The 24,224-nt window shown below is 45.0% G+C and carries 21 protein-coding genes; 14 read left to right on the top strand and 7 right to left on the bottom strand.

All coding sequences use genetic code 11. From position 1 onward, the window contains the following. Window positions 1–1,002, bottom strand: coding sequence for an energy-coupling factor transporter transmembrane component T family protein (locus tag QH73_RS19105; protein WP_132867378.1), 1,002 nt, complete (start codon window positions 1,000–1,002; stop codon window positions 1–3). A 104-nt stretch (window positions 1,003–1,106) separates the two neighbouring features. Continuing rightward, window positions 1,107–2,465: a ribosome biogenesis GTPase Der gene (gene der / locus QH73_RS19110; RefSeq protein WP_039715879.1), complete on the bottom strand. Its 1,359-nt coding sequence runs from the start codon at window positions 2,463–2,465 to the stop codon at window positions 1,107–1,109. A gap of 784 nt (window positions 2,466–3,249) precedes the next feature. Between der and QH73_RS19115 the strand changes: the two genes are divergently transcribed. From QH73_RS19115 to QH73_RS19135, 5 genes are all read left to right on the top strand, one after another. Continuing rightward, window positions 3,250–4,779, top strand: a complete 1,530-nt coding sequence (locus QH73_RS19115; protein WP_039715878.1) for a galactose oxidase-like domain-containing protein — start codon at window positions 3,250–3,252, stop codon at window positions 4,777–4,779. A gap of 119 nt (window positions 4,780–4,898) precedes the next feature. Continuing rightward, window positions 4,899–5,816: a hypothetical protein gene (locus QH73_RS19120; RefSeq protein WP_132867380.1), complete on the top strand. Its 918-nt coding sequence runs from the start codon at window positions 4,899–4,901 to the stop codon at window positions 5,814–5,816. Window positions 5,817–5,999: 183 nt separating this feature from the next. Further along, window positions 6,000–6,743 carry a bifunctional 2-polyprenyl-6-hydroxyphenol methylase/3-demethylubiquinol 3-O-methyltransferase UbiG gene (gene ubiG, locus QH73_RS19125; RefSeq protein WP_039715876.1) on the top strand — a complete coding sequence of 248 codons (744 nt, stop codon included), beginning with the start codon at window positions 6,000–6,002 and terminating at the stop codon, window positions 6,741–6,743. Between the two features lie 134 nt (window positions 6,744–6,877). Continuing rightward, window positions 6,878–8,425 (top strand): phytoene desaturase family protein, encoded by a 1,548-nt coding sequence (locus QH73_RS19130; protein WP_039715875.1) that lies wholly within the window; start codon window positions 6,878–6,880, stop codon window positions 8,423–8,425. A 395-nt stretch (window positions 8,426–8,820) separates the two neighbouring features. Further along, a complete protein-coding gene (locus QH73_RS19135) occupies window positions 8,821–9,360 on the top strand; it encodes a peroxiredoxin family protein (RefSeq protein WP_039715874.1) in 540 nt (179 codons plus the stop codon). Between the two features lie 37 nt (window positions 9,361–9,397). Here QH73_RS19135 and QH73_RS19140 read toward each other — a convergent pair whose 3' ends face one another. The 3 genes from QH73_RS19140 to psbP form a co-directional block, all read right to left on the bottom strand. Further along, window positions 9,398–10,441 carry a DnaJ C-terminal domain-containing protein gene (locus tag QH73_RS19140; RefSeq protein ID WP_039715873.1) on the bottom strand — a complete coding sequence of 348 codons (1,044 nt, stop codon included), beginning with the start codon at window positions 10,439–10,441 and terminating at the stop codon, window positions 9,398–9,400. Between the two features lie 325 nt (window positions 10,442–10,766). Beyond that, on the bottom strand, window positions 10,767–12,569 hold the full coding sequence (gene aspS, locus QH73_RS19145; protein WP_039715872.1) for an aspartate--tRNA ligase: 1,803 nt from the start codon (window positions 12,567–12,569) through the stop codon (window positions 10,767–10,769). Window positions 12,570–12,678: 109 nt separating this feature from the next. Further along, on the bottom strand, window positions 12,679–13,224 hold the full coding sequence (gene psbP, locus QH73_RS19150; RefSeq protein ID WP_039715871.1) for a photosystem II reaction center PsbP: 546 nt from the start codon (window positions 13,222–13,224) through the stop codon (window positions 12,679–12,681). A 595-nt stretch (window positions 13,225–13,819) separates the two neighbouring features. Here psbP and QH73_RS19155 point away from each other — a divergent pair. From QH73_RS19155 to QH73_RS19180, 6 genes are all read left to right on the top strand, one after another. Beyond that, entirely contained in the window at window positions 13,820–15,022 is a 1,203-nt protein-coding gene (locus QH73_RS19155; RefSeq protein ID WP_039717531.1) for an agmatinase family protein, read from the top strand. A gap of 130 nt (window positions 15,023–15,152) precedes the next feature. After that, entirely contained in the window at window positions 15,153–15,515 is a 363-nt protein-coding gene (gene hypA / locus QH73_RS19160) for a hydrogenase maturation nickel metallochaperone HypA (RefSeq protein WP_039715870.1), read from the top strand. Window positions 15,516–15,593: 78 nt separating this feature from the next. After that, the gene (gene hypB, locus QH73_RS19165) at window positions 15,594–16,295 is read left to right on the top strand and encodes a hydrogenase nickel incorporation protein HypB (RefSeq protein ID WP_039715869.1); all 702 of its coding nucleotides are present in this window, start codon (window positions 15,594–15,596) and stop codon (window positions 16,293–16,295) included. 252 nt (window positions 16,296–16,547) lie between these two features. Next, complete coding sequence (locus tag QH73_RS19170) at window positions 16,548–17,588, top strand: ABC transporter substrate-binding protein (RefSeq protein WP_039715868.1); 1,041 nt, start codon at window positions 16,548–16,550, stop codon at window positions 17,586–17,588. A gap of 86 nt (window positions 17,589–17,674) precedes the next feature. Further along, the gene (locus QH73_RS19175) at window positions 17,675–18,514 is read left to right on the top strand and encodes an ABC transporter permease (protein WP_039715867.1); all 840 of its coding nucleotides are present in this window, start codon (window positions 17,675–17,677) and stop codon (window positions 18,512–18,514) included. 104 nt (window positions 18,515–18,618) lie between these two features. Beyond that, window positions 18,619–19,395: an ABC transporter ATP-binding protein gene (locus QH73_RS19180; protein ID WP_039715866.1), complete on the top strand. Its 777-nt coding sequence runs from the start codon at window positions 18,619–18,621 to the stop codon at window positions 19,393–19,395. On the opposite strand, the gene QH73_RS19185 is transcribed toward QH73_RS19180, so the two are convergent. Next, complete coding sequence (locus tag QH73_RS19185) at window positions 19,392–19,736, bottom strand: VOC family protein (protein WP_039715865.1); 345 nt, start codon at window positions 19,734–19,736, stop codon at window positions 19,392–19,394. The two genes, QH73_RS19180 and QH73_RS19185, sit on opposite strands and share 4 nt — an antisense overlap. A 265-nt stretch (window positions 19,737–20,001) precedes the next feature. Here QH73_RS19185 and QH73_RS19190 point away from each other — a divergent pair, with 265 nt between their 5' ends. Then, on the top strand, window positions 20,002–20,652 hold the full coding sequence (locus QH73_RS19190) for a MotA/TolQ/ExbB proton channel family protein (protein WP_015153778.1): 651 nt from the start codon (window positions 20,002–20,004) through the stop codon (window positions 20,650–20,652). Then, the gene (locus tag QH73_RS19195) at window positions 20,636–21,037 is read left to right on the top strand and encodes an ExbD/TolR family protein (protein ID WP_039715864.1); all 402 of its coding nucleotides are present in this window, start codon (window positions 20,636–20,638) and stop codon (window positions 21,035–21,037) included. The genes QH73_RS19190 and QH73_RS19195 overlap by 17 nt, the downstream gene beginning before the upstream one ends. Before the next feature lie 44 nt (window positions 21,038–21,081). Here the strand turns inward: QH73_RS19195 and QH73_RS19200 are convergent, their stop codons facing one another. After that, window positions 21,082–21,540 carry a DUF3574 domain-containing protein gene (locus tag QH73_RS19200; RefSeq protein WP_039715863.1) on the bottom strand — a complete coding sequence of 153 codons (459 nt, stop codon included), beginning with the start codon at window positions 21,538–21,540 and terminating at the stop codon, window positions 21,082–21,084. Window positions 21,541–22,085: 545 nt separating this feature from the next. On the opposite strand from QH73_RS19200, the gene QH73_RS19205 reads away from it, so the two are divergent. Further along, window positions 22,086–24,215 carry a TonB-dependent receptor plug domain-containing protein gene (locus QH73_RS19205; protein WP_039715862.1) on the top strand — a complete coding sequence of 710 codons (2,130 nt, stop codon included), beginning with the start codon at window positions 22,086–22,088 and terminating at the stop codon, window positions 24,213–24,215. Window positions 24,216–24,224 lie beyond the last annotated feature (9 nt).

Raw genomic sequence — 24,224 nt, forward strand, 5'->3', positions numbered from 1 at the left:
TCAAATTTCACTGCCCCAAGTTAGGCGTATTCCCCAAAATGCAACCAAACACGCCAAGGCAATCCAGTCTCTAACAGTAAAGCGCAGTTGATGCCATTGGACGCGATGAGTATTCGGAGTGGTAAATCCCCTTACCGTCATCGCTTTAGCCATTTGTTCGGCTCTCAGGAGTAAGTTTTCTAGCAATCGTTCTGCCACTACCATCCACACCCGCAATGCTCCCTTGATGCCTAGCTTTTTCCAATTTATTGCCCGGGTTCGCACGGAACGAATCAGATTTTGCACTTCTTCCATCACCAGGGGAATAAATCGCAATGACAGCGTTAGAGTCAGCGCAATTTCAGTTACGGGCAATTTAAACCGTCGCAAAGGTAGCATCAAGCTTTCCAAACCTGCGGTAATTTCTTCTGGTGCAGTTGTGAGTAAATATAAATTCGTGCTGTAAATCAAAGTAAACAGGCTCGTACTCAAGCGCAATGCCAGCTCGACCGAGCGGCGCGTTACCGTAATTATCCAATATTGAAATAATACGTATTGGTAGTTGGTAGTTGGTAATTGGTAGTTGGTAGTTGGTTGACGTTGTCCCCCTTGTCCCCCTTGTCCCCTCTGCTCCCTGCTCCCTGCTCCCTGCTCCCTGCTCCCTGCTCCCGCATCAAACTCATTGCCCAAAACCAACATCTCACTCTGTTCGGCAGTTGGCAAGCGGGGTTGAGGATCTACGCCTAAACCGTCAGGACTTACCGCGCCCAAAATCAAGACGAAAAACGACAACGTGAGCAGCCAACCCATTTGTTGTCGCCAAACTCGCCAGGGAATCCCTGCTGTTAAAGTAATCAAAATGAGCAAGATGACTAAACTCACTCGGTATAGAGAGTTTGCCATAATTGGCGCTGCTAAAAAGCTGAGCAACCAAGCCAACTTCACCCTCGGATCGAGTCGATGCAGCCAAGCAATCGGTTGTTCTAGATATAACCCTATGGGTAGCGATCGCAGTAAGTCCATTGTGATAGAGAGCAGGGAGCAGGGAGAAGAGGGCTGAGGGAGCTGAGGGGGCTGAGGGAGCTGAGGGGGAGAATCTAATTCCGAGTTCCGAATTCCGAATTCTCCTACACGCGGGTAGCGCGATTTGTGCTTTTTTCTACGTCGCGGGCTTGTTTGCTACGCCAAAATAACCGGATCGGCGTGCCAGTAAAACCTAGTTGTTGGCGAAATTGTCGTTCGATGTATCGACGGTAGTTATCGTTGAAGCGCTTGGCATCGTTGACGAATAATGCGATCGCTGGAGGTTGAACGCTGACTTGCGTGCCATAATAAATTCTTCCTTGTCGTCCTTGGCGAGTTACTGGGGGAGAATGCCACCTCAAAGCCTCTTCGAGTACTTCGTTGACAACTGCTGTCGAGACGCGCCGTTTGTGAGATTCGGCGGCTCGGTCTACTAATTCTAAAATCTTTTCTACTCGTTGTCCGGTCATAGCACTGACAAAAATTGCCTCTGCCCAGTCTAGAAACTGCATCCGCTCTCGCAGATTTTTTTCGTAGTCGTAAATTGTGTATGTATCTTTTTCGATCGCATCCCACTTATTCACGACCAGAACGCAAGCCCGCCCTTCTTCAACTATACGTCCGGCGAGTTTTTGGTCTTGTTCGGTCACGCCATCAAGCGCATCAATGACGAGTAAAACTACGTCAGCGCGGCGAATTGCCTTAAAAGCACGATTGATGCCAAAAAATTCGGGTCCGTATTCGACGTTTTTCTTTTTGCGAATTCCGGCTGTATCGATTAAGCGATAGGTTTGACCCTGGTGTTCGACTACGGTATCGATTGAATCGCGTGTCGTACCGGAAATTGGGCTGACGATCGCCCGACTTTCGCCTACAAAAGAGTTTAACAAGCTAGATTTACCAACGTTCGGTCTACCGACAATCGCTACAGCAATCTCATTGGTTGGAGTAATTTCTTCTGGTTGGGGTAAGTGGGCGATCAGTTGGTCTAACAAATCTCCCGTACCGTTGCCATGAATGCCAGAAACAGCATATGGTTCGCCCAGCCCTAGTTCCCAAAACTGCGCTGCTTGCATCAGACCTTGTTCGAGCGATTCACACTTATTGACAGCAAGTAGCACGGGTAAGGATTGTTGCCGCAACCACGCCGCCACTTCCTCATCGGCTGGCAGTGGTCCGGTTTGACCGTCAACGACAAATAGCACTGCACTTGCTTCGCTCAAAGCTGCCATGACTTGCTGTCGGATCAGGGGTAAAAATTCGGTGTCGTCGTCGAAGACTAAGCCGCCTGTATCGACTACCAAAAATTCGCGATCGCACCAGTAAGCAGGCATGTAAGTGCGATCGCGCGTCACGCCTGGTTCGTCATACACAATCGCCTCCTGTACTCCAGCCAGACGATTAGCAAGCGTAGATTTGCCCACATTAGGGCGACCGACTATGGCAACAATTGGCAAAGGCATATAAGTGGCTGAAGCATCAAACTTTCATTGTAGCGACTCTCTAGAGTTTCGATCGCAACTTGAGTTGGCAGAGATTTTTTTGGCAAAATCTTTTTTTATGATTGAAATACTCGTTAAGTAAAGTAGTTTTTTTGATAAAACACTTAAAAAAACTAAATCAAATTCTGTTTTCCCCGACCGCAGATTTGCTGTATTATTCCTTTAAATAAATGAGTCAAAGTAGTAAGAATTGCCTCTTTCTAACTCTTGTTAGAGCTTGGCTATTTTCTCCTGCTTTTGTTTCAAAAAAGACAAAGTTTTTGCAAAGATTCAAGCCAAAGGTGCAAAATTTGCACGAATGAAATGTATGATTTTTCGATATAAACTTTGTCAAAAAAACAGTTTGAGTTTGACAATATGTCGTGTATATTGAGAAGATATTCGCGGATTAAAGTTGTTTTCAAACTTAACCGAGAAAATTGCCGATTGGCTCTCGGCAAGCATTTGGATGTTAGATCTACCACAAATCAAGAGTAAAGTTTAGGCTAAAAGCAGTCATCTAGAGTTTTTTGTCTTCATTTTAGGGCTGAAGTCAAGCAGAGACAAAACTAATTAATACAGATAGTTAGCACAGAGGCGATCGACGCGATCGCAATTAGCCATCAATTACAAGCAATAAGTTATGAGCTATTAGCTATTAGCTAATGGTGATAGAAAGGTGCGACACAATATCACCTCACTGTACCGATCGCTGATAACTGATAACTGATAACTGATAACCGACATCAGGAGGATACAAATTTAAGTGATTCAACACGAACTACTTAATTTACCTACCAAGAAATTTGGCACTGGGACGCTCATAGCCCAAGGCAGTGGTGTAGGTAGCTGGCAACTTCTGTCCTATCAAGTTCCGATCAACCCCGTCCATGCAGCATTACTACGAACGGGAAAAGTCTTTTTCTTCACTGGTTCGGGAAATAACCCCACGCGAATCAATTCTCCCTTCAACAGCGTGGTTTGGGATGTAAATAGCGGTACGTTTACCAGCCAATCGCCACCAACAGATCCATCTGGATTACCCATCGATCTTTTCTGTGCCGGACAATCGTTTCGCGCTGATGGTCGCTTAATGATTGCAGGTGGAACTCTGCAATACGACCCTTTCTATGGAGCAACCTCTGCTTTTTTATTCGATCCGAGTAACGAGCAGCTGACAGCCATAGCCTCAATGAAGTACGGTCGCTGGTATCCTACAGTCCTAACGCTAGGCAACGGTCGAATTTTTGCCTTATCGGGGCTGGATGTGAATGGCAATCTAGCGATCAACCCAGAAATATATTCCAGCTCTTGGAGAGCTTTTTCTCAAGCTACCAGTCCTTTCGAGCTTTACGCCCATCTGATCTTGACCGCTACGGGGCAAGTTTTTTATACAGGAGGCTATTTTGCCTTTAACAATGGTGTTTCCGCTCGCCTGCTCACCTTACCAGGAAACTTCAATCAAAGAATTACTGAAACGCCCGTAGGTGCATTGCAACAGCCTGACTCTGGCGCTCAAGCTGCTAGCGTACTGCTTCCACCAGCTCAAGACCAACGAGTCATGGTAATTGGGGGTGGAAATCCCAATCAGGCAACCAATAGAGTCAGTATCATCAACTTAAACGCAAGTAACCCTGCATATGCAGCTGCACCATCGCTCAACTTTGCTCGCAAGCACCACAATGCCGTAATTCTGCCCGATCGCACGGTTTTAGTTTGTAATGGGAGCGGATTTGATGAAGCTGGGAATGCTGCTACACTGACCGCAGAGATCTACGACCCGATCGCCAATACTTGGACGCTTACAGCTCCAGCTAACCGAGTTCGCCTCTATCACTCCGTTGCCTTACTGTTACCAGATGGCAGAGTTGTCACCACAGGTGGTAATCCCAGGCGGTTAAATGAATGCGATAGCAATGGCAACCTTCCAGGCAGTTCGCCACCGCTACCTTGTGAGGATAGGCAAATTGAAATTTACAGCCCGCCTTACATCTCGCAATCGCGACCGACAATTCAGAACGCACCCGCAGAAATCTCCCTGGGCAATACATTTACGGTTACGACCCCCCAAGCGCAGAACATCCAATGGGTCAGCCTAGTTAGACCAATGGCAACAACGCACGGACTAGATACAGAACAAAGGCTGGTAGATCTGCCGATCGCCTCTAGAACCAGTACTTCCCTATCCGTGACTCTGACATCTAATCGCAATATTGCCCCTGCTGGTTGGTACATGTTGTTCGTTAGCAATAACAGTCGCGTACCTTCAGTGGCTAGATGGATACGAATCAGTTAACAGTTAACAGTTAACAGTTATCAGTGGTTAGTGACTAGTGACTAGTAACTGGACTCAATTCTTGTCACCAGCCACTAGTCACTAGCCACCAGTCACGCACCACGCACCACTTATTTCATATGGAAATTAGAATTTCTCGTCGTCGGTTTGGACAATTGGCGATCGCCACAACTACAATTGCCGGATTTAGCTACCTGGCTAGCAAAACATCGGCACAAACGTCAGGTTTGGCGATCGCGGGTATTAGCTCTAGGGGAACTGTTACTACCCCAGATTCTAGTAGTACTGATGTTTCTAGTCCCTCTGTGGAAACGGGCGATGCCCCCGATACCTCTGATACATCCCAACAAGTCATTATTAGCTCGATTGACTTGCCAACAGGGAGAAGGCAGAGGGGGGTAACATCTGCAATGCCCACGGATGAGAGTATTAGCGGTTTTGCTTACTTAATCGACGGTACGCCTGTAGTTGCCATGACTCCCGCTAGAACCAGTAGAAGGAAAGGCAGAAACCCGACACGCCTCAGCTTTCCTGGGATATCTCGCGCCGATGTGACAGTTTCAGGACTTACACCCCAGCAAAGACTCGAAAGTTTGATGGTAACTTCAGATGGCACGCTGCTTGGTTTGGTTGCCAATAAGAACGGGACACCACCTGTAAGACTGGTAGAAGTCAACCCCAATACGGGAATTTTTAATGTCAGACTTAGCCTACCGTCTGACCAAAAATATAGTACCTTAGCAATCTGTCCCAACGGCACGATTTATACAACTTCCGTTGCTAACGGTGCTACTACTCTCGTCAGAATTAACTTAGCGCAAGCTAGTGTCACGCCGTTAGTACAATTGCGGTTGAATAATAACTCTTGGGGTAATGGCTTGCAAAGCCTACTATGCAACAACGCTAACCAGCTGATTGCTTTTGGCGCACCGAGATACGTACAACCAAATGCCCTTTATACTGTAGATTTAAGCAGTGGCGCTATGGCTAAGCTGGTAGACTTTGACGCTGCTAGAGTGGCAATGCGGACTGTATAAAGGTCATTGGTCATTGGTAGTAGACGGTAAACCCTAAACGCTAAACGCTAAACGCTTCACTACACTATGTGAACGCTACAACTCCCTTGCTTAAGCAAGCTACGCGAACGCTAAACTACGTGAAACCAGGTTACTGACAACTGACAACTGATAACTGATAACTGACAACTGATTTGTTTGCTAGTGAAAAAAAACAATTTAGAGTTTTACGATCGCAGTGCTGCCCAGTGGTGGCAACCTGATGCGAAAGTTTACGCCCTACACCGCCTTAATCCCCTTCGCTTTCAGTACTTCGATCGCCATTTAACCAATTGGCAAGGGCTGAGAGTTTTGGATGTTGGTTGTGGTGGAGGGTTTTCTTGCGAATTTTTAGCCGCACGGGGCGCAAAGGTTTTCGGCATCGATCGCTCTCAAAGTTGTATCGCTACAGCGAAAGCCCATGCTGCAACTTCTGGGTTCGAGATTGACTATCAGTATGGATATGCCGAAGATCTGCCCTATGCCGATCGCTATTTTGATGTGGTTGTTTGTGTCGATGTTTTAGAACACGTAACAAATTGGCAACAAACTGTCACGGAAATTCATCGCGTCTTGCAGCCTGGAGGAACGTTTTGTTTTGACACGATCAACAGGACTGTACAATCGCAGTTGATGATGATTTGGTTTTTGGAGGGAGTCGTCAAAGCGATCGATCGCGGGATTCATGACTGGGAGAAATTCATCAAACCAGAGGAGTTAACGAGTTTGATGCAACAGCAGAGTTTTACGAATATTGATATTAAAGGCTTTAGCCTATTTGGAAGTTCACCCTGGGATGCGATCGCTACTTTCTGGCACTACAAGAGAACGGGTAGTTTGAGGGCAAGCATTACAGATAATACGTCAGTCATGTATATTGGCAAGGCAGAAAAAACAGCGCGATCGTAAAAAACTGCTAAAGTCTAGCCCCGCGATCGCGTAGAGTGCGTCAAGATCGAAGCAAGTCAAAAGTCAAAACTCAAAAGTCAAAATGCTGGAACTTGAATTCAATCCGTGACAGCATATGACCGCAAACACTTAGTATGAAGCACTCTGTAGATATTGCGATCGTCGGCGCTGGGCATAATGGATTAGTAGCGGCATTACTACTTGCCCGTCAGGGATTGAACGTGTTGGTTCTGGAAGAAAAACAGGCGATTGGTGGGGCTTGTCGGACAGAAACACCTTTTCGTACTGCGCCCAACTTAGGTATTTCTACAGGCGCGTATTTATTGGGGTTAATGCCACCAGAACTACTAAAAATTTTAGATATCGATCTACCGACGATCCGGCGCGATCCTCACTATTTCGTCCCGACAACAGATCGGCGCTACCTACTGTTTGGTTCCGATACGGCACAGATGCAGCAGCAGTTTACTGGCTTTTTTTCAGAAGCTGACTGGCAAGCAAATTTGGCACTGCAAGAGGAACTGACACAGCTAAGAGAGGATATTGCCCCGACGTGGTTAGAGGAACCGCTATCGATAGAAGAGACAGCAGAAAAATACGTGCGATCGCACCTAAAATCTACATTTGTCGATCTGTGTCGCAAGTCTGTTGGCGAATATCTCGATCGCTTTGATTTTAAAAGCGATTTAGTTAAGGCAATGTATGCTGTCACCGATGGATTTACAGGAGTATTCGGGACTTGGGATACTCCAGGTACGGGAATGAATTTTCTCGTCCATAATATGTGTCGCCTCCCCGGAAGTGATGGGACTTGGATGGTGGTACGAGGCGGAATGGGGACAGTAACTAATCGTCTGGCAGAGGTGGCGGTGAAAGCTGGAGCCAAAATTGTTACAGGGCGTGGTGTAGATAAAATTTTAGTTTCTCAGAATGTAGCAACGGGTGTTGTGTTGCAGGATGGCACTGAAATTGCTGCTAACACTGTAATTGTTAACGCCGATCCATTTCGGATGCGTCAACTTGTCGGTACGGAGAATTTTGCTGCCGACTACAACCGCAGGCTAGATAGTTACTTGCGAGATGGCACAACTTTTAAAGTCAATATGTGCTTGCGAGAACTGCCCCAGTTTACTTGTTTGCCTGAAAATCAGGGTCAGTATGGGACGACGATTCATTTATTACCGGACGAATCGGAAGTGATGATGCATCTGTATCAAGCTTTTGCGGATGTGGAAGCGGGAAGACTGCCAGAATTTCCGACGATTGAATGGTACATTCATACAACTCTCGATCCTTCTTTACAAGACGGGCAAGGACATCATAATTCAGCTTTGTTCGTGCAGTGGGTTCCTTATGAATTACAAGGGACAACCTGGGAAGATGAGGAAGAGAATTATGTAAGACATTTGCTATCAATTTGCGATCGCTTTGCCCCTGGTACTTCCAATCTCGTTCAAGAAGTTTTTGCCCTCCATCCCCAGAGGTTAGAACAGCATTTTGGTTTGACACGCGGACACATTCATCACGTCGATAATTCTTTTGGGTTTAGCGATCGCTTGCCATATGCTACACCGATTCAGGGTTTATACTCAGCTAGTGCAGGTTGCCACCCCGCAGGTTCGGTAATTGGTGCGGCGGGACACAATGCCGCAATGCGAGTTATGCGCGATTTAGGATGCTAGAATTTGCCATTGTCCCCCTTTTTAAGGGAGGTTGGGGAGATCTAGATGCACGATATTCTTCTCACTTGTACACGGCAGTTAGCTAAGCTAAATCGATTCAAGAACTAGCTACAGCTTTACAGTGTTTTTTATTGTTTTAGCAGCGATCGCCTATCCCGATCTATAGCGATTCTATTTGAGTCATGAACCGATCGTTGTGGTGGTTGACTGTTAACAGTTGACAGTTAACCGTTAACCGTTAACCGTCAACCGTCAACAAGCAATATCCCAGATTCACAAATCATTTAGGCTCGCTATATATGGATTGAATATGAGTTCAAGCAGTGCAAAAATCATTATAGTTTTGTAAGATATATTTGTATAAAATAGAGTTTTGTGAAACGCTGCTTAGAAAAATGGTACTAACTTCAAACGATTTTAGCGGCTTACTCAACGAGCGTTTTTTTCGTAATTTCTTGCCAATTCCAGCTACTAGCGGTCTAGATTTAGGTACAATAACACCAGACTTTCGATTGCCAGATATTACTAATGGTAGAGAAGTTAAGCTTTCAGAATATCGAGGCAAGCAACCAGTTATTTTGGCGTTTACACGGATTTTTACGGAAAAGCAGTACTGTCCTTTTTGCTTCCCGCATATCAAAGATGTGAATGAGAAATACGATCGTTTTCGCGATCGCGGTGTTGAGTTAATAATGATTACGAGTACTGATGAAAAACAAAGTCAGATCGTCGTCAGAGATCTAGGTTTAAGAATGCCGTTACTGAGCGATCCTAGCTGCAATGTATTTAGAGCATACGGCACGGGGCAAGCTCTGGGTGCGCCTTTACCCGCTCAGTTTGTATTAGATAAACAGGGCAGATTGCGTTACAAACACTTGTTTTCTTTCCTCGACCACAATGCCAGTGTAGAGCAAATGTTAGCAGTAGTTGATTGAGTTTTGGTTGGGTGCGTTACAAACGCACCCCACAAATTTATAAGTGGACTTGTGGCAAGCGATCGCGGGGATTAAAACTACGACTACTGCGAATCTTTTCATAATACTCCCGCTCCGTACTGCTTAAATCTTTGGGTGGAACGATCGCAATTTTTACCAGCAAATCGGTGCGTCCACCTTTTGGTAGAATCCAACCTTTACCGCGTAAACGTAGAGATTGACCGGAACGAACTCCAGCTGGAACATTAAGCTTGACAGAACCATCGGGAGTAGGAACGTCAATTGCTGCACCAAGAACTGCTTCATCGGGAGTAATTGGCACTTCGCAGACGAGATTGTCGCCTTCAAACTTGAAGAAAGAGTGCGGTTGAATGTCCACTTTCAAGTACAAATCGCCTCGTTGCTGCGTAGCAGGATTAACTAAACCCTTGCCCCGTACGCGGACGCGGCTACCAGGTTTTGCCCCTGGCGGAATGCGGACTTCAATAGTTTCACTACCAATACTCAGCCGTTTTTGTACGCCGTGAAACGCTTCTGATAAAGTGAGGGCGATCGCTGCCTCTCTGTCGGTGCTAGCTGCGGAACCATCAAAACCAGCCATTGGATCGGTGAAACCGTCAAAACCGCTCGTTCCAGAAGATTTTCTACCAGAAGTGGTATAACTATACGTCTGACGAGTTCCACTAGTCCGCGCCCCAGGTGTGCCAGGTGCGCCAGCACCACCAAAACGACCGAGGAGATCGTTGATAAACTCATCAAAACTGCCGTATCTACCAAACTCAAAATCGTCGAAACCAACATTAACCCCACCAGCACCAGCGCCACCAGGCGACCAAGCTTGTCCGGCTTGCTTCCAGTACTGACCGAATTGATCGTATTTACGGCGCTTGTCTGGATCTGAAAGCACTTCGTAAGCTTCGTTGACTTCCTTGAATCGCGCCTCGGCTTGCTTGTTACCTGGGTTAACATCCGGGTGAAATTTACGGGCTAGCCTGCGAAAAGCCTGTTTAATTTCATCGTTACTGGCAGTCTTGTTGACTCCCAAAATACTGTAATAGTCCTTAAAATCAGTAGCAGCCATCTAGCTATCAGCCTCCTGAGTGCGATTCAACCTAATTTTATGTGTAGGGATAAGCCCACTAAGGCACTGTGTAGGCGACAAATCAGCACCTAGTAGGGATAGTTTCGGGTATATACATTCTGCCCTAAACTTAGCAAACGGTTACATTGAATCGAGTTCGGTTCTTGCTCAAGTTGCGATCGCAATTGCCCTAAATGAGGGAGCAGGGGGAAGAGAGCTGGGGGAGCTGAGGAAGCTGGGGGAGCTGGGGGAGCAAGACAATTTAAAATTCCCCACACCCTACACCCTATTTACTACTAGCCACTAGCCACCAGTCACTAGCCACTCACTGACTCCCTACTCCTACTTTTGGTTGATAAGTCGAAGCGACATGTAACTCTTTTAACTGTTTTGCATCGACTCCAGAAGGTGCATCAGTTAGTAGACAACGAGCTTGTTGCGTTTTTGGAAAAGCGATCGCATCCCGAATTGATTCTTCCCCTGCGAGTAACATCACCAAACGGTCTAATCCGTAGGCGATCCCGCCGTGGGGAGGAGTGCCGTATTCAAATGCTTCTAGGAGAAAGCCAAATTTGTTATAAGCTTCTTCTATCGACAAACCAATTGCGGCAAAAACCTGTTCTTGGACTTCCCGTTGATAAATCCGCAAGCTTCCGCCGCCGACTTCAAAGCCGTTGAAGACTAAATCGTAAGCTTGGGCGCGGGCGGTTTTGAGGTCGTGTAGGTCGTCGGGATGGGGGGCTGTAAAGGGGTGGTGTAACGCTTCTAGACGCTTTTCGTCGGCATTCCATTCAAACATGGGGAAATCAGTCACCCACAACAAATTGATTTTGCTGGGATCGATATGCCCCAATTCACAGCCGATAACTTGTCGCAAGCGGTCTAAAGTTTTGTTGACTACATCCGTGGCTCCAGCACCAAATAGTAATAAATGTCCTGGTTTTGCCCCAGTGCGACTTAAGAGTTCTTGTTTTTGTTCGGGGCTGAGGTTGTCTTTAATTGCTCCAATCGTGTCGATTTCTCCGTCTTCACGAACGCGGATATAAGCAAGTCCCTTTGCACCTGCGCTTTCGGCTTCCTTAAATAAGTCGCCGCCTGGTTTGATCCGCACGTTGGAAATGGCTTCATTGCCGTTGGGAATAGGTAGAATTTTGACAATCCCTCCAGATTTTACAGCACCGGAAAAGACTTTGAAGCCGGAGTCTTTGACGAGATCGGAGACATCGACTAATTCCAGACCGAAGCGGGTATCGGGTTTATCGCTTCCGTAGCGTGCCATCGCTTCGGCGTAGGTGAGGCGGGGGAAAGGACGGGGTATATCGATCCCTTTCACTGTCTGGAAAATATGACAAACTAAACTTTCGTTAAGCTCCAAAATTTCTTCTTGAGACATGAAACTCATTTCCATGTCTAGTTGAGTAAATTCTGGCTGACGGTCTGCCCTTAAATCTTCATCGCGAAAGCAACGGGCAATTTGATAGTAGCGGTCAAAACCCGATACCATCAGCAATTGCTTGAATAATTGCGGCGATTGTGGTAGAGCAAACCACTCACCCGGGTTGGCGCGACTGGGAACCAAGTAGTCTCTTGCACCTTCGGGAGTAGAACGGGTAAGAATGGGGGTTTCGATTTCAATAAAGCCTTGTGCGTCTTCTAGAAAACGGCGCATGGCTTTGATAACTTGGTGGCGTAGTTGCAGATTGCGATTCATGCGATCGCGACGCAAATCTAAATATCGATACTTGAGGCGCAATTCTTCCCGTACCGACTCGGTTTCAGCCGTACTGACTTGAAAGGGTAGCTGTTTGCTGACAGCATTGAGCAACTCAATTTTATCGGCATAGATTTCGACTTCCCCTGTCGGTAGCTTGGGGTTGAGAGATTCTGGAGGACGCTGGGTAACTCTACCCGTAATGCAGACTACGTACTCGTTCCGCAGTGCTTCCGCTTGATGGTATGAATCGGGAGTGCGTTGAGGATCGCTGACAATTTGGACGAGTCCCGTGCGATCGCGCAAATCCAAGAAAATCACTCCTCCGTGATCGCGGCGACGGTCTACCCAACCATACAGGGTAACTGTTGCTCCAATATCTTCTGTGCGGAGGTCGCCGCAATAGTGGGTTCGCATAACTATCGATTCAAACTCAGGTTAGTAATGACAATGCTAGGAATTGACAAAGCTTTCCTATTATCTAGCATTCCGATCGGTCATTGTTGTTTGTTTTTTACGGGCGCTGTTAATACACTGTAAAAGACTTAACCATTTGCTGTAGCTTTGGTGCGGCTTTTTGCCAACGCTGTTCCGTGGTGGAGGCGTTGAAAGTAAAGAGTTTGCCACGACTAACGGCAACACTAGCAAGATTGTGCCGTTGTTGCCGATCGGGTAACTTTACAGCATATTCTAGTATGTAGTAAGTTTTCCCGTTATAGTCTTGCTGCCCAGCATTGATTAATTCTGCTTCTCGTCCTGAATCAGGGGGTGCGATCGCACTTTTGCCCAGTTTATAACCCACATCGCCAGGAGTTCCCAAATCGGCTAGGGTTTTGCCATCTGCGATGGAACCGATAACGACAGAAACATTCTCTGTGGTTTCAATCAAATCGTGCAATACGATATCGGGACCGTCTGTTACTTTAACTGGTAGCCAGCCGTTAGGGTACAAGAACTCATATCCATCAACGCTATCGACAAAGCTTTTGAGTCCAGCAGTTGAGAGTACGCAACCCGATAGACTCAGCGCCATCAGTACTACGAGTAAAATCGATGCAATTCGTTTCAACATTTTTAGTAGTGAGTGGTCATTAGTCATTGGTCATTAGTCATTGGTCATTAGTCATTGGTCATTAGTCATTGGTCGCTGCTCCCTGCTCCCTGCTCTCTGATAACTGATTTGTATTGTCCCACCCCAGTAACCTTCACGACTCCAGAAAGATAGCAAACAATTATGTTAGGAAATTTAGACATTTAATAAAATTAGTAACATTTAATACAGTTGCCCGATCCGGCGGTTGATAATGTCGCTATTAGCAGGTTGTATACAGCATTCAAATACTACAGAGAAGTAAACTCAAAAGTAAACAGAGTTTGCTTTTAGCTGAGTAAGGAATGCCGTTCAAAGACAAGTTTATAATACCAAGCTTCTAGGGTTCCGGTTTGTAGCGTCTCAGCTGACGCTGTTAGCTCGCGTAGCAAATGCAGGTCCAAGAGAAGCGAGCTAGCAGTGCTAAGAATTTTCTGAGTTTTTAGTCGAGTAGCTAGTGACACGGAAGGAGAAAAGCCTGGGAGGAATATCAGTTGACATGACTGATGTTGTCTCCTGGGCTTTTTGCATAAATAGCAACTTAATCTAGTTTGAACAATTGAGCGAGGGCGATCGCATGACTCATAATTCTGAAAATCCTTTGTTTCAGAGTCCAGACAATAACACTCATCAACCACCTACTGAAGCCCAACGCGCTTTAGAATTAGAAACACGACTGCCGATGACAGGTTGGCAGCAAGAGGTATCGAAAGGACTGGAATACGGATTAGAAGCAGCGCAGAGTATTCGCGATCGCACGATTCCTACCTTTTCTCGTGGCGAGTTACCCCACTACGCCGGAATTAATACTTTCCTCAAAGCCCCATACTTAGAAGATGTGCGTCAGGTAGGAAATTACGACGTGGCGATCGTTGGCGTTCCCCATGACTCCGGTACGACCTATCGACCTGGAACCAGATTCGGACCTCAGGGTATCCGTCGCATTTCTGCTTTGTACACGCCTTATAACTTCGAGTTAGGTATCGATTTACGCGAACAAATTACGATTTGCGATGTTGGAGATATCTTCACCATTCCCGCCAACAACGAAAAATCCTTCGATCAAATTTCTAAAGGCATTGCCCACATTTTCAGTTCTGGGGCATTTCCAATTATTCTGGGTGGCGATCACTCAATCGGTTTCCCCACGGTACGGGGTGTATGTCGCCATTTAGGAGATAAAAAAGTTGGTATCATTCACTTCGATCGCCACGTAGACACCCAAGAAACCGATTTGGACGAACGGATGCATACCTGCCCCTGGTTTCACGCCACTAATATGAAAAATGCGCCAGCGAAGAATTTAGTCCAACTGGGAATTGGTGGTTGGCAAGTCCCAAGAAACGGGGTAAAAGTCTGTCGCGACCGCGCTACCAATATTCTCACAGTTACAGATATCGTCGAAATGGGCTTAGACGCAGCCGCAGAATTTGCCATCCAAAGAGCAACAGACGGTACAGACTGCGTTTACATCAGTTTCGATATCGACTGCATCGATGCAGGATTTGTCCCTGGTACTGGCTGGCCCGAACCAGGCGGTTTGTTACCCCGCGAAGCCCTGTCACTACTGGGTAAAATCGTGCAAAAAGTCCCCGTTTGCGGTTTAGAAGTTGTAGAAGTATCGCCCCCCTACGACATCAGCGATATCACCTCTCTAATGGCAACTCGCGTAATTTGCGATACAATGGCGCACCTTGTCCTATCGGGACAACTACCCCGCAAAGAGAAACCAGCTTACATTCATCCCGAATCCCAACCCGAACTCGTCGCTTGGACTTAGTTTGTCAGTTATCAGTTATCAGTTATCAGTTGTCAGTTGTCAGGGTATGCGGTGTAGTGGATTGTTAACTGGTCACTGGTCACTGGTCACTGGTCATTGCTCACTGGTCACTGATAACTACTCCCTCTCTATGCACGAAACCGATATGACCAAAGCGCTGATTCTTACCGTGCGCGACTGGTGGGAAGCACAGCCAGAAAAACCGAAAATCTCGCGAATTCACCTGATTGTAGGTCAGTTTACCTGCGTAGAGCCTGCCAGTTTGGAATTTGCCTTTGAAGTTCAAACGCGCAATAGCTTTCTTGCAGAGGCAAAACTAGCAATTCAGGAAACACCCTTAATCGCCTTTTGCCATCGTTGCCAACAAGAATATCGTCCTGAAATTGGACTGCAATATGCTTGTCCGCAGTGTAAATCTCCTATGGACGACATTCGCTCTGGACGAGAACTAAAAATCGATCGCATCGAATATTCAAATAAGGATGAGGGGTAATTGGTAAGTCAAAAGTTAAAAGTCAAAAGTCAAAACTAACTAGTCACGGATAACTACTCACTACTCACTTCTTGCTATATGCACCAAACATCTGATGCTGCCCTTGGGATTAATTTACTCCATGCCAATCAGGAAGGGGCTGATCGCAATCGCGCCCATTTTGATGAGTGGGGAATTACCTGTTTCAATGTTATGAGTAGCCCTGGTGCTGGTAAAACAGTATTACTCGAAAAAACATTGGCAGCTTTAAAAGACGATCTCAAAATTGCTGTCATTGAAGGCGATATGACTACTGAATTAGATGCCGATCGCCTGCGTCAATACAATGTACCTGTTATCGCAATTAATACTGGACGTGCTTGCCATTTAGATTCAAAAATGGTGGCAGGTGGCATTCATCAATTAGAACATCAATACAATCCCGCCGATCTCGATTTAGTCCTAGTAGAAAATGTTGGAAATTTAGTTTGTCCGGCTGAATTTGAAGTAGGCGAACACGCCAAAGTTGCTCTCCTAAGTGTTACGGAAGGAGAAGATAAACCGCTGAAATATCCAGTCATGTTTCGCGAAGCTGATTGCTTGCTCATTACCAAAATCGATTTAGCAATCCATTTAGATATGAACATTGACACAATAGTGGCAAATGTACGTCAAATTAACCCAAACGTGAAGATTATTCCCGTATCGGCGAAGACGGGAGAGGGTTTAGCAGTATGGTTTGACTGGGTGCGATCGCAAATTGCTAAAAAAGAGCTAGAGGTCAGTAGAATCAGAGGTTAGAAAAGAGAAAACATTAGTTTCTAAATCTAAAAATAGAAATTTTGGCATATATTAAGTATGCCGAATAACCTACTGCAAATATCTAATTCTTTTGGAAAAATATGAAATAATTAAAAGTTTCAAATTCTCTAAAAAGTGTAGCAAAAGTAACGGATAAAAAAGGGCTTACTCCGTTAGTCTAAAGCGTATTAGATTGTAAGATTTTTAGCTGAAAGATCGCGTCAGTGAATACACTTTTTAGTAGAAAAAGCAATGAAACTGCGATCGATAATTCAATCAATTTTTCTGTTTGTCATTAGTCTAGCGATCGCAGCAGGTTGCACTAATCCCGCAGTTTATATTACAACTACCACTGATGTTGCTGCTTCTGGTAATGCTGCTCCTAACGCTGCTAGCTTGGGATTTAGTGCGTGGCCTGGTTGGCTTCCTTGGCAAGTTACCCAAGAGCAAAAACTCTTTGAAGCAAACCAAGCTTCAGTCAATTTGAAATGGTTTGACGGCTATTTAGAATCGATTAATGCTCTAACAACCGAACAAATTAATGCTAACAGCCAGACTCTTAACGATACAATCAGTGCCGTGTCAGGTGGTGCAGATAAAGTCGTCATACTAGTCAACGACAACTCTACAGGCAACGATAAAGTCATCGTTCGTGAAGGCATCAATACAATTGCCGATTTGAAAGGCAAAAAAGTTGCCGCAGAAGAAGGCGCTGTAGATCATTTCCTATTGTTATTAGGAATGAAAAAAGCAGGCATGAAGCCAGAAGACATCCAATTTGTCCCCTTAGAAACAGGACAAGCCGCAGCCGCTTTTGTTGGTGGACAAGTAGATGCAGTTGCCGTGTTTGCACCATTTACCACTCAAGCCTTAAAGCGTCCTGGTAGTAAAGAACTCTTTAGTTCCAAAGAATTTCCTGGAGCAATTCCCGACCATCTAGTCGTCAGCCGTCAGTTTCTAGCAGAAAGTCCCGAAAAAGTGCAAGCAATGGTCGATTCCTGGTTTGCCACCCTTGATTACATGCAAAAAGAACCAGCCAAAGCAACAGAAATTATGGCAAAACGGGCAGGAGTTAGCGTTGCAGAGTACGAGGAATACGCCAAAGGAACCAAGATATTCACCTTGGAAGAAAACCTCAAAGCCTTTCAACCAGGTAACAACATGACTTCGCTGATGTATGCAGCCGGAGAAATGACTAAATTTCTTGAAGAAGTCGGCTTAGCCAAACAAAAACCAGACCTAACTAAACTCTTCGACGATCGCTTTGTCAAAGCATACGCTGAGAAACAGTGAACAGTTATCAGTTATCAGTGACTAGAGATCGGTTAATTCTGACTTACGACTTACGACTTACGACTTCTTCCCCTAGTCCCTCAATTATGAATACAGGCTCGATTCGTCCCCCATCTAATCCAAAAACGCTTAGCCAGACGGTTTTTTGGCGGTTGGCTGAAGATATTCCCAGACCATTAAATGCCTTACTAGTAGCAACTTCTATCGGCTTGCCCTTGCTGATTTGGTGGCTAGTGACAACATTTGGTAGCGTAGATCCCAAGTTTCTGCCCTCGCCTGCTAGGGTACTCGAAGCATTTGGGCGATTGTGGAGGACTCGCGAACTGCTGAAGGATACTGTAGCGAGCCTCTGGCGAGTGGGTGTAGGGTTTTTGTTAGCAGTCGTGTTGTCGATTCCAGTTGGGGTGTTGATGGGCAGTTTTGCCAGTATTCGCGCTTTATTAGAACCATTATTTGGTTTGATGCGCTATATGCCTGCGCCTGCTTTTATTCCATTACTCATTCTCTATTTAGGAATTGGAGAAGAGCCGAAAATCACTTTGATTTTCATCGGCGTGTTTTTCTTCAATTCTTTAATGGTGATGGATACGGTCAAGTTTGTACCAAAAGACTTGATCGAAGCCACCTATACTTTGGGTGGCGATCGCTGGCAGACATTGACTCAAGTTATTTTTCCCCACGTTTTGCCAGGAATCATTGATGCTTGTCGAATTAACCTAGCAGCCGCATGGCAATTAGTCATTGTCTCAGAACTAATTGCTGCAACCGAAGGTTTAGGACGCAGAATCAGCGTCGCCGGTCGATTTCTCAAAACCGATGAAATCTTTGTTGGCTTAATCGTTATTGGAATCATCGGACTCACTTTTGACCTCTTGTTCCAATGGCTCTTACGTGTTTCTTGTAAGTGGGCAAGTCAGAAGAGATAAATCAGTTATCAGTTATCAGTTATCAGTCAACCGTCAACTGTCAACTGTCTTCACGCAGTGTAGCGCCACGTTTACCGTCAACCAACTACCAATTACCAACTACCATGTATCTACAAATCACCAAACTCCATAAAAATTTCGAGACAAAATCGGGAACGTTAGTTGTCCTCAAAGACATTAATATGTCGATCGAGCGGGGTGAATTTATCTGTGCTGTGGGTGCATCGGGTTCGGGTAAGTCTACTCTACTGCGCCAGATTGCCGGACTCGATTTACCAACAGCGGGAGAAGTGAAAATCGATGGCGTGCGCGTTCAAGGACCAGGACCAGATCGGGGCATGGTGTTTCAGCACTACACGCTTTATCCTTGGATGAACGTACAGGAAAATGCTGAATTTGGACTCAAACTTCAGGGATTTTCCAAGCGGGAACGACGGGAAAAAGCTAGTTACTATTTGAGCGTAGTTGGACTGACTAAGTTTGCTAAATCCTTGCCCAAGGAGTTATCTGGTGGAATGAAACAACGGGTAGCGATCGCCCGCGCTCTCGCCTCAGAGCCTAAAGTATTATTGATGGACGAACCTTTTGGTGCTTTGGATATTCACACTAAAGAGTCTATGCATGAATTCATGCTGGATCTGTGGCAGCGTACCAACATCACCATTTTCACGATCACCCACGATGTGGAAGAAGCTGTATTTCTCTCAAATCGGATCTACGCTCTCGGCGCTCGTCCTGGTACGGTCAGAAAAGAAATTTCAATTAAACTCCCCGAACGCACCCACACCGTCAAGCGTCATTCTATATTCCACGACTACTGCGACGAATTGATGGATCTGCTCCGGGGACACTCACAGGAAGCTCTGGCAGTGTCTTCTTAGGCGGGTTGAAGTAAACTGAGCAAATGTCCGTCAGGAGTCCGCATAGCAGCAACTTTGCCAAAAGAAGGTTCTCGGACGCGCCCTTCGAGTTTAGCCCCCATATTTTCTAGATTGGCGATCGCCCCATAAACATCGTCTACATGGAAGCTCAAAATCGGAGAATTCCCCGTTTGCGCTTGACTCTCCGCAGCATGGAGCGCGATCGTCGTGCCATCAGCATCCAATTCTGCCCAACCAGGACTTGCCATTTTTACTTTTAGTCCCAGTCCTTCTTGATAAAACTTCACCGTTGCTAAAACGTCTGTCACCATCAGCATGACGTGCTTAAACTGTGCTGTCATGAAATCTCCTCGACAAAGTTAGTTCCTTATCGATCTTGCACTATATTCAAGGATTGGTAGTTGGTAATTGGTAGTTGGTAATTGTTAGTTGCTCCCTCAGCTCCCTACTCCCTATTCCCGACTCCCCGATCGCCAATAATAAAGATTTACTTTTCCTCCGCTAGACTCGATCTATTTTTGCAACTCTACCCGATAAAATACTGTAATGACTTGCAGTAGATAGGAATCTTTAGCAACAAACTACTTGTAATTGCAGAGACAATACATGCTATTCAACAGACTGTTCACCGCAGGCGGCGTGGTTATGTGGCCCCTGCTCGGATTTTCTATACTAGCGATCGCCCTAATTATCGAGCGGGCAATTTTTTGGGTGCGGATAAATAAGCGCCAGCGTCGCGTCATCCGTGAGGTATTAAACCTCTACCGCTTGGAAAATGTCGTCACCGCGATCGAAAGGCTGAAGCAAAATGCCGACTTGCCTATGGCACGCATATTTCTCGCTGCCTTAGAACTCGAACGCCCCACACCTGAAGAGTTTCGCCTTGCTCTAGAAAGTGAAGCACAAGCAGAGATTCCTGTCTTGAAACGATTTAACACTATCTTTGAGACAATCATTAGCATTGCACCCTTATTAGGTCTACTCGGTACGGTTTTGGGTTTGATTGCCTCCTTCGCGTCCCTCAACATTGCCAACGTTGGGGCTAGCCAAACCGCTGGAGTCACGGGTGGGATCAGCGAAGCGCTAGTTTCAACGGCTTCCGGCTTGGTAGTCGCTATCTTTACGCTTCTATTTGCCAATACATTTCGAGGATTGTACGTGCGGCAAATGGCATCAATTCAAGAGTATGGCGGTCAGCTAGAACTACTCTATCGTCGTCTTTACGAACGGGGAGAAACCTATGCGTCTGCAAGATGAGCCAGAAATTCAAGCACAGATTAATATCGTGCCGATGATTGACGTGATCTTCGCGATTTTGACATTTTTTATCATGTCAACCTTATTTCTCACTCGTTCTGAGGGGCTATCGGTCAATTTACCTCAGTCAAAATCAGCTCAAGCGCAGCCAAAAGCACCGATTACAGTCACAATTGATGCCAAAGGTCAACTCGCCGTCAACCGCAAACCGACTCAACTCCAAGCACTCAGTGGAGAAATACGGCAGCTAGCACAGCCAAACCAAGAGGCACTTGTAATAGTCAATGCCGATAAATCAGTCAACCACGGACAAGTTGTCTCCGTGATGGATGTGGTGAGGCAACTACCAAACGCAAGACTGGCGATCGCCACGCAGAGGGAATAACAATGTAGAGACGTTACATGTAACGTCTCTACACCGATCGCCGATTAAAAACTTACCCGTGCGGGTACATCTGTAACGCGCAAGACCGATTCTTGTTGAAATTTTGACTTATAAGCGTCAATAATTTCCTGAATGGATCTTTCTCGTTCTGGAGTACTGACATAGAGCAATATTAAAACTTTAGAATCTTCTCTAGCTAGAATTCCAGCACTGTTAAGAAACTGACCGTAAGCATCTATTACCGTTAATCCATCGGGAAAACGAGGTGTCACTTCAGTATCTACAAACTTTTGCCATTGTTCTTCTGTGACTTCTCCTCCCCCTGGTTGCGATCGCCCAAAATACAACTCATCTCTGACGTATGCTTCGCTGTTGGCAGTAGTTTCTGCTGCCGGAGTTTGAGCGCTAACTTGATGTATGTAGTTAACTGAACCTGTTAATAACAAGCCAGACAGAAAAAACGCACCTAGAATTTTGCGTCTGGTGAGTAAGGTAATATTCATTTCTATCCTCAATTTGTTGACTTAATACGACGGTCTGTTTGGAATGGCTGCTAACTATTACTTCAGACGTACACCTTTAGTTTTAGATATATATAAATTTTTTGTAATATCGTATTACAAAAGTTAGCTTTTATTTATTCTCGATCGTTGACACGTACAAATTTACTATTCGGATTTTTTACAACTAATATAGCAAGCAAGAAATAACTGATAACTGATAACTGATAACTGATAACTGATAAAGTTTGACAGCTTGTCTTTTGACTAAACGCAACTGCGATCGCCATGATTGGTATAAGTGCAAACGCACTTTGTCCGTAAAAATAACAAGCAAATTAGAGGAATGTTTCAACCACGCGGCTAAATATAAAGTCTGCGTGTATGTTTGCGTGCATCTGCATCCAGCGATTTATCTATATGCGATCGTACACGGACACAAATGAAACCAAACAATCTATAAGCGTGCAAATTGGAAAGGAAAGTGAATTGTAAGTCGTAAAAATACACCTGATAACTGATAACTGGGAAGTGATAACTAATAGAAGATGGGACTGAAATTTTTGTTATTGCCTACGGTATTGTTAAGTTTAACCATAGGCTCTGCTGCACTAGCAAATGAACTAGAAAACAGTAAAAATAATGCGATCGCTTTAAAATTAAAATTGCATCAAGCGAGAAGAAATTCACAACCAAAACTACCCCGCTTGAGCCAAAGAGAAAAATTTTCTACAGATGCTATTTGGTTAACACAAAAACCATCATCAACAATAGATGTGGCACAATCAATATCTTCTGAAGTAGAAGAATCTGCTATTGAAGACACTGACGAACTTTATATCGAGGTTGAAGGGAAAAGAGAGACAATTTCTGAAACATCAAGTCCCGTCTACATCATTCCTAAAGAAGAAATTGAAAAACAACGTCCGAATAGCGTCGCAGAAATTTTACGCAATCTACCAGGATTTGCAATTAATGATGCAGGTTTTGGTGCAGATATTCATACGGGAACATATTATCGAGGAAGCTCGATCAATCAGTCAGTTTTCTTACTCAATGGTAGACCAATTGGATCTAATATTAACACCTACCACGGCGCTACCGATCTGAATAGTATTCCTGTAGAATCTATCGAACGAGTAGAATTATCGAGCGGTACGAGTTCTACTTTATATGGTTCGCAAGCGTTTGGCGGAGTTGTCAATATTGTTACTAAGCAAGGCTCAGAGATTCCCCAGCTAAACGGTTTAGTAGAGTACGGTTCTTATGACCAAGATAACTATCGCATAAGTTATGGTAGCAGTGGTGGTAATTTAAAATATAGCCTTGGTTTTGAACAATACGATGCTGAGAACAATTATCGCGTCCCTGAAGGAGCAGCAAATCGAGATTCAGATGGACGTTTATTTAATGGTGATACTGCGACGAGTAACTACTTTGGTAGTCTCAGTCTCGATCTAAATTCTCGTAACACTCTCAGTTTAGATGCTTACAAAATTAGCAGTCGTCGCGGCTTATTGTACTTTGGTTTTCCCCTACAAAGAGATCGTTTAGACCACGATGTTTTTAACATTGGTTTATCTTGGAAAACTTTGCTAGGCAATGGAAAAGACTCTGTTCTTAGAGCGACAGTCGCCTACAATCAAGATTATTTCAATACCTACGGTCCTACACAAAACATTTTTTATCGTACGGGAACGCTCAATTCTCAAGCTGTAACCGCAAGGTTAGAACACGATTGGAAAATTAACACTAGTAATAATTTGCGCTGGGGCATAGATGTCAAAAATGACTTTTTGAATGGTGATGTTTTAAGTACGGCTCCGAATAGAGTCAACTTAAATGAAGAAGAAGAAAGAGAAAGATTTCAAACTGCATTATTTGCTTTAAACACCTGGAAAATTACCAATAATTTTCAAGCCGATCTAGGATTGAGGCAGAATTTTACTAGCGAGTTTGGTAGTTATTTAAATCCTAGTGTTGGGTTACGATGGGCAATGAGTCCAGGGGTAGCTTTACGGGGAAGTTGGGCATCAGTACAGCGCGATCCTGGTATCGATCAATTATACGTTTATGACACGGTACATAATTGGTTGCCAAACCCAGATCTTGAACCAGAAGTAGGTTCTTCATGGACAGCAGGAGTTGATGTCAAATTTGCCGAGAATTTAACCGGACAGTTTACGTATTTCGGTAGTAGCTTAACAGATCGCTTGGGCATTCAAGCAGGTCGCTGGACGAACATTGGATTAGTTAATACTAACGGTTTAGAAGCAGCATTAAAATGGCAAATTAATCCGCAGTGGTCAACTTTTCTCAACTATACTTATACCGATGCAAAAATTAAGTCAGGAATTGAAGAAGGATTACAACTAGGTTTAGTCCCCTATTCTGTCGGTCAAATTGGTTTAGGATATCAGTCGGGAGGATGGGAGGTTAATTTATTTGCTAGCTATTATAGTGGAGCGCGACGAGCTTTTTTTAATAACCCAGGTGATAGTAATACCGATTTTTCTCCCTCTTGGTTGAGTCTAGATTTAGGGGCGCGAATTCCAATCACAAGAAACTTGGGATTAACAGTTTATCTAGAAAACTTAGGCGATCGCGCCTACGAAAAAGCCAATCGAATTTACCAGCCTGGTTTAACTTATCGAGTTGGCATTTCTTCTAATTTCTAATTCTTGTAG

The organism is Scytonema millei VB511283 (assembly GCF_000817735.3).
Lineage (GTDB): Bacteria > Cyanobacteriota > Cyanobacteriia > Cyanobacteriales > Chroococcidiopsidaceae > Chroococcidiopsis > Chroococcidiopsis millei_B.

What these genes read in the sequence shown, in the direction of transcription:
- QH73_RS19200 (WP_039715863.1), bottom strand. Translation starts at nt 21,540, where the DNA reads ATGAATATTACCTTACTCACCAGACGCAAAATTCTAGGTGCGTTTTTT.
- psbP (WP_039715871.1), bottom strand. Translation starts at nt 13,224, where the DNA reads ATGTTGAAACGAATTGCATCGATTTTACTCGTAGTACTGATGGCGCTG.
- QH73_RS19185 (WP_039715865.1), bottom strand. Translation starts at nt 19,736, where the DNA reads ATGACAGCACAGTTTAAGCACGTCATGCTGATGGTGACAGACGTTTTA.
- QH73_RS19155 (WP_039717531.1), top strand. Translation starts at nt 13,820, where the DNA reads ATGACTCATAATTCTGAAAATCCTTTGTTTCAGAGTCCAGACAATAAC.
- QH73_RS19135 (WP_039715874.1), top strand. Translation starts at nt 8,821, where the DNA reads ATGGTACTAACTTCAAACGATTTTAGCGGCTTACTCAACGAGCGTTTT.
- QH73_RS19175 (WP_039715867.1), top strand. Translation starts at nt 17,675, where the DNA reads ATGAATACAGGCTCGATTCGTCCCCCATCTAATCCAAAAACGCTTAGC.
- der (WP_039715879.1), bottom strand. Translation starts at nt 2,465, where the DNA reads ATGCCTTTGCCAATTGTTGCCATAGTCGGTCGCCCTAATGTGGGCAAA.
- QH73_RS19195 (WP_039715864.1), top strand. Translation starts at nt 20,636, where the DNA reads ATGCGTCTGCAAGATGAGCCAGAAATTCAAGCACAGATTAATATCGTG.
- QH73_RS19120 (WP_132867380.1), top strand. Translation starts at nt 4,899, where the DNA reads ATGGAAATTAGAATTTCTCGTCGTCGGTTTGGACAATTGGCGATCGCC.
- QH73_RS19130 (WP_039715875.1), top strand. Translation starts at nt 6,878, where the DNA reads ATGAAGCACTCTGTAGATATTGCGATCGTCGGCGCTGGGCATAATGGA.
- QH73_RS19180 (WP_039715866.1), top strand. Translation starts at nt 18,619, where the DNA reads ATGTATCTACAAATCACCAAACTCCATAAAAATTTCGAGACAAAATCG.
- QH73_RS19190 (WP_015153778.1), top strand. Translation starts at nt 20,002, where the DNA reads ATGCTATTCAACAGACTGTTCACCGCAGGCGGCGTGGTTATGTGGCCC.
- QH73_RS19170 (WP_039715868.1), top strand. Translation starts at nt 16,548, where the DNA reads ATGAAACTGCGATCGATAATTCAATCAATTTTTCTGTTTGTCATTAGT.
- QH73_RS19140 (WP_039715873.1), bottom strand. Translation starts at nt 10,441, where the DNA reads ATGGCTGCTACTGATTTTAAGGACTATTACAGTATTTTGGGAGTCAAC.
- aspS (WP_039715872.1), bottom strand. Translation starts at nt 12,569, where the DNA reads ATGCGAACCCACTATTGCGGCGACCTCCGCACAGAAGATATTGGAGCA.
- hypA (WP_039715870.1), top strand. Translation starts at nt 15,153, where the DNA reads ATGCACGAAACCGATATGACCAAAGCGCTGATTCTTACCGTGCGCGAC.
- hypB (WP_039715869.1), top strand. Translation starts at nt 15,594, where the DNA reads ATGCACCAAACATCTGATGCTGCCCTTGGGATTAATTTACTCCATGCC.
- QH73_RS19205 (WP_039715862.1), top strand. Translation starts at nt 22,086, where the DNA reads ATGGGACTGAAATTTTTGTTATTGCCTACGGTATTGTTAAGTTTAACC.
- QH73_RS19105 (WP_132867378.1), bottom strand. Translation starts at nt 1,002, where the DNA reads ATGGACTTACTGCGATCGCTACCCATAGGGTTATATCTAGAACAACCG.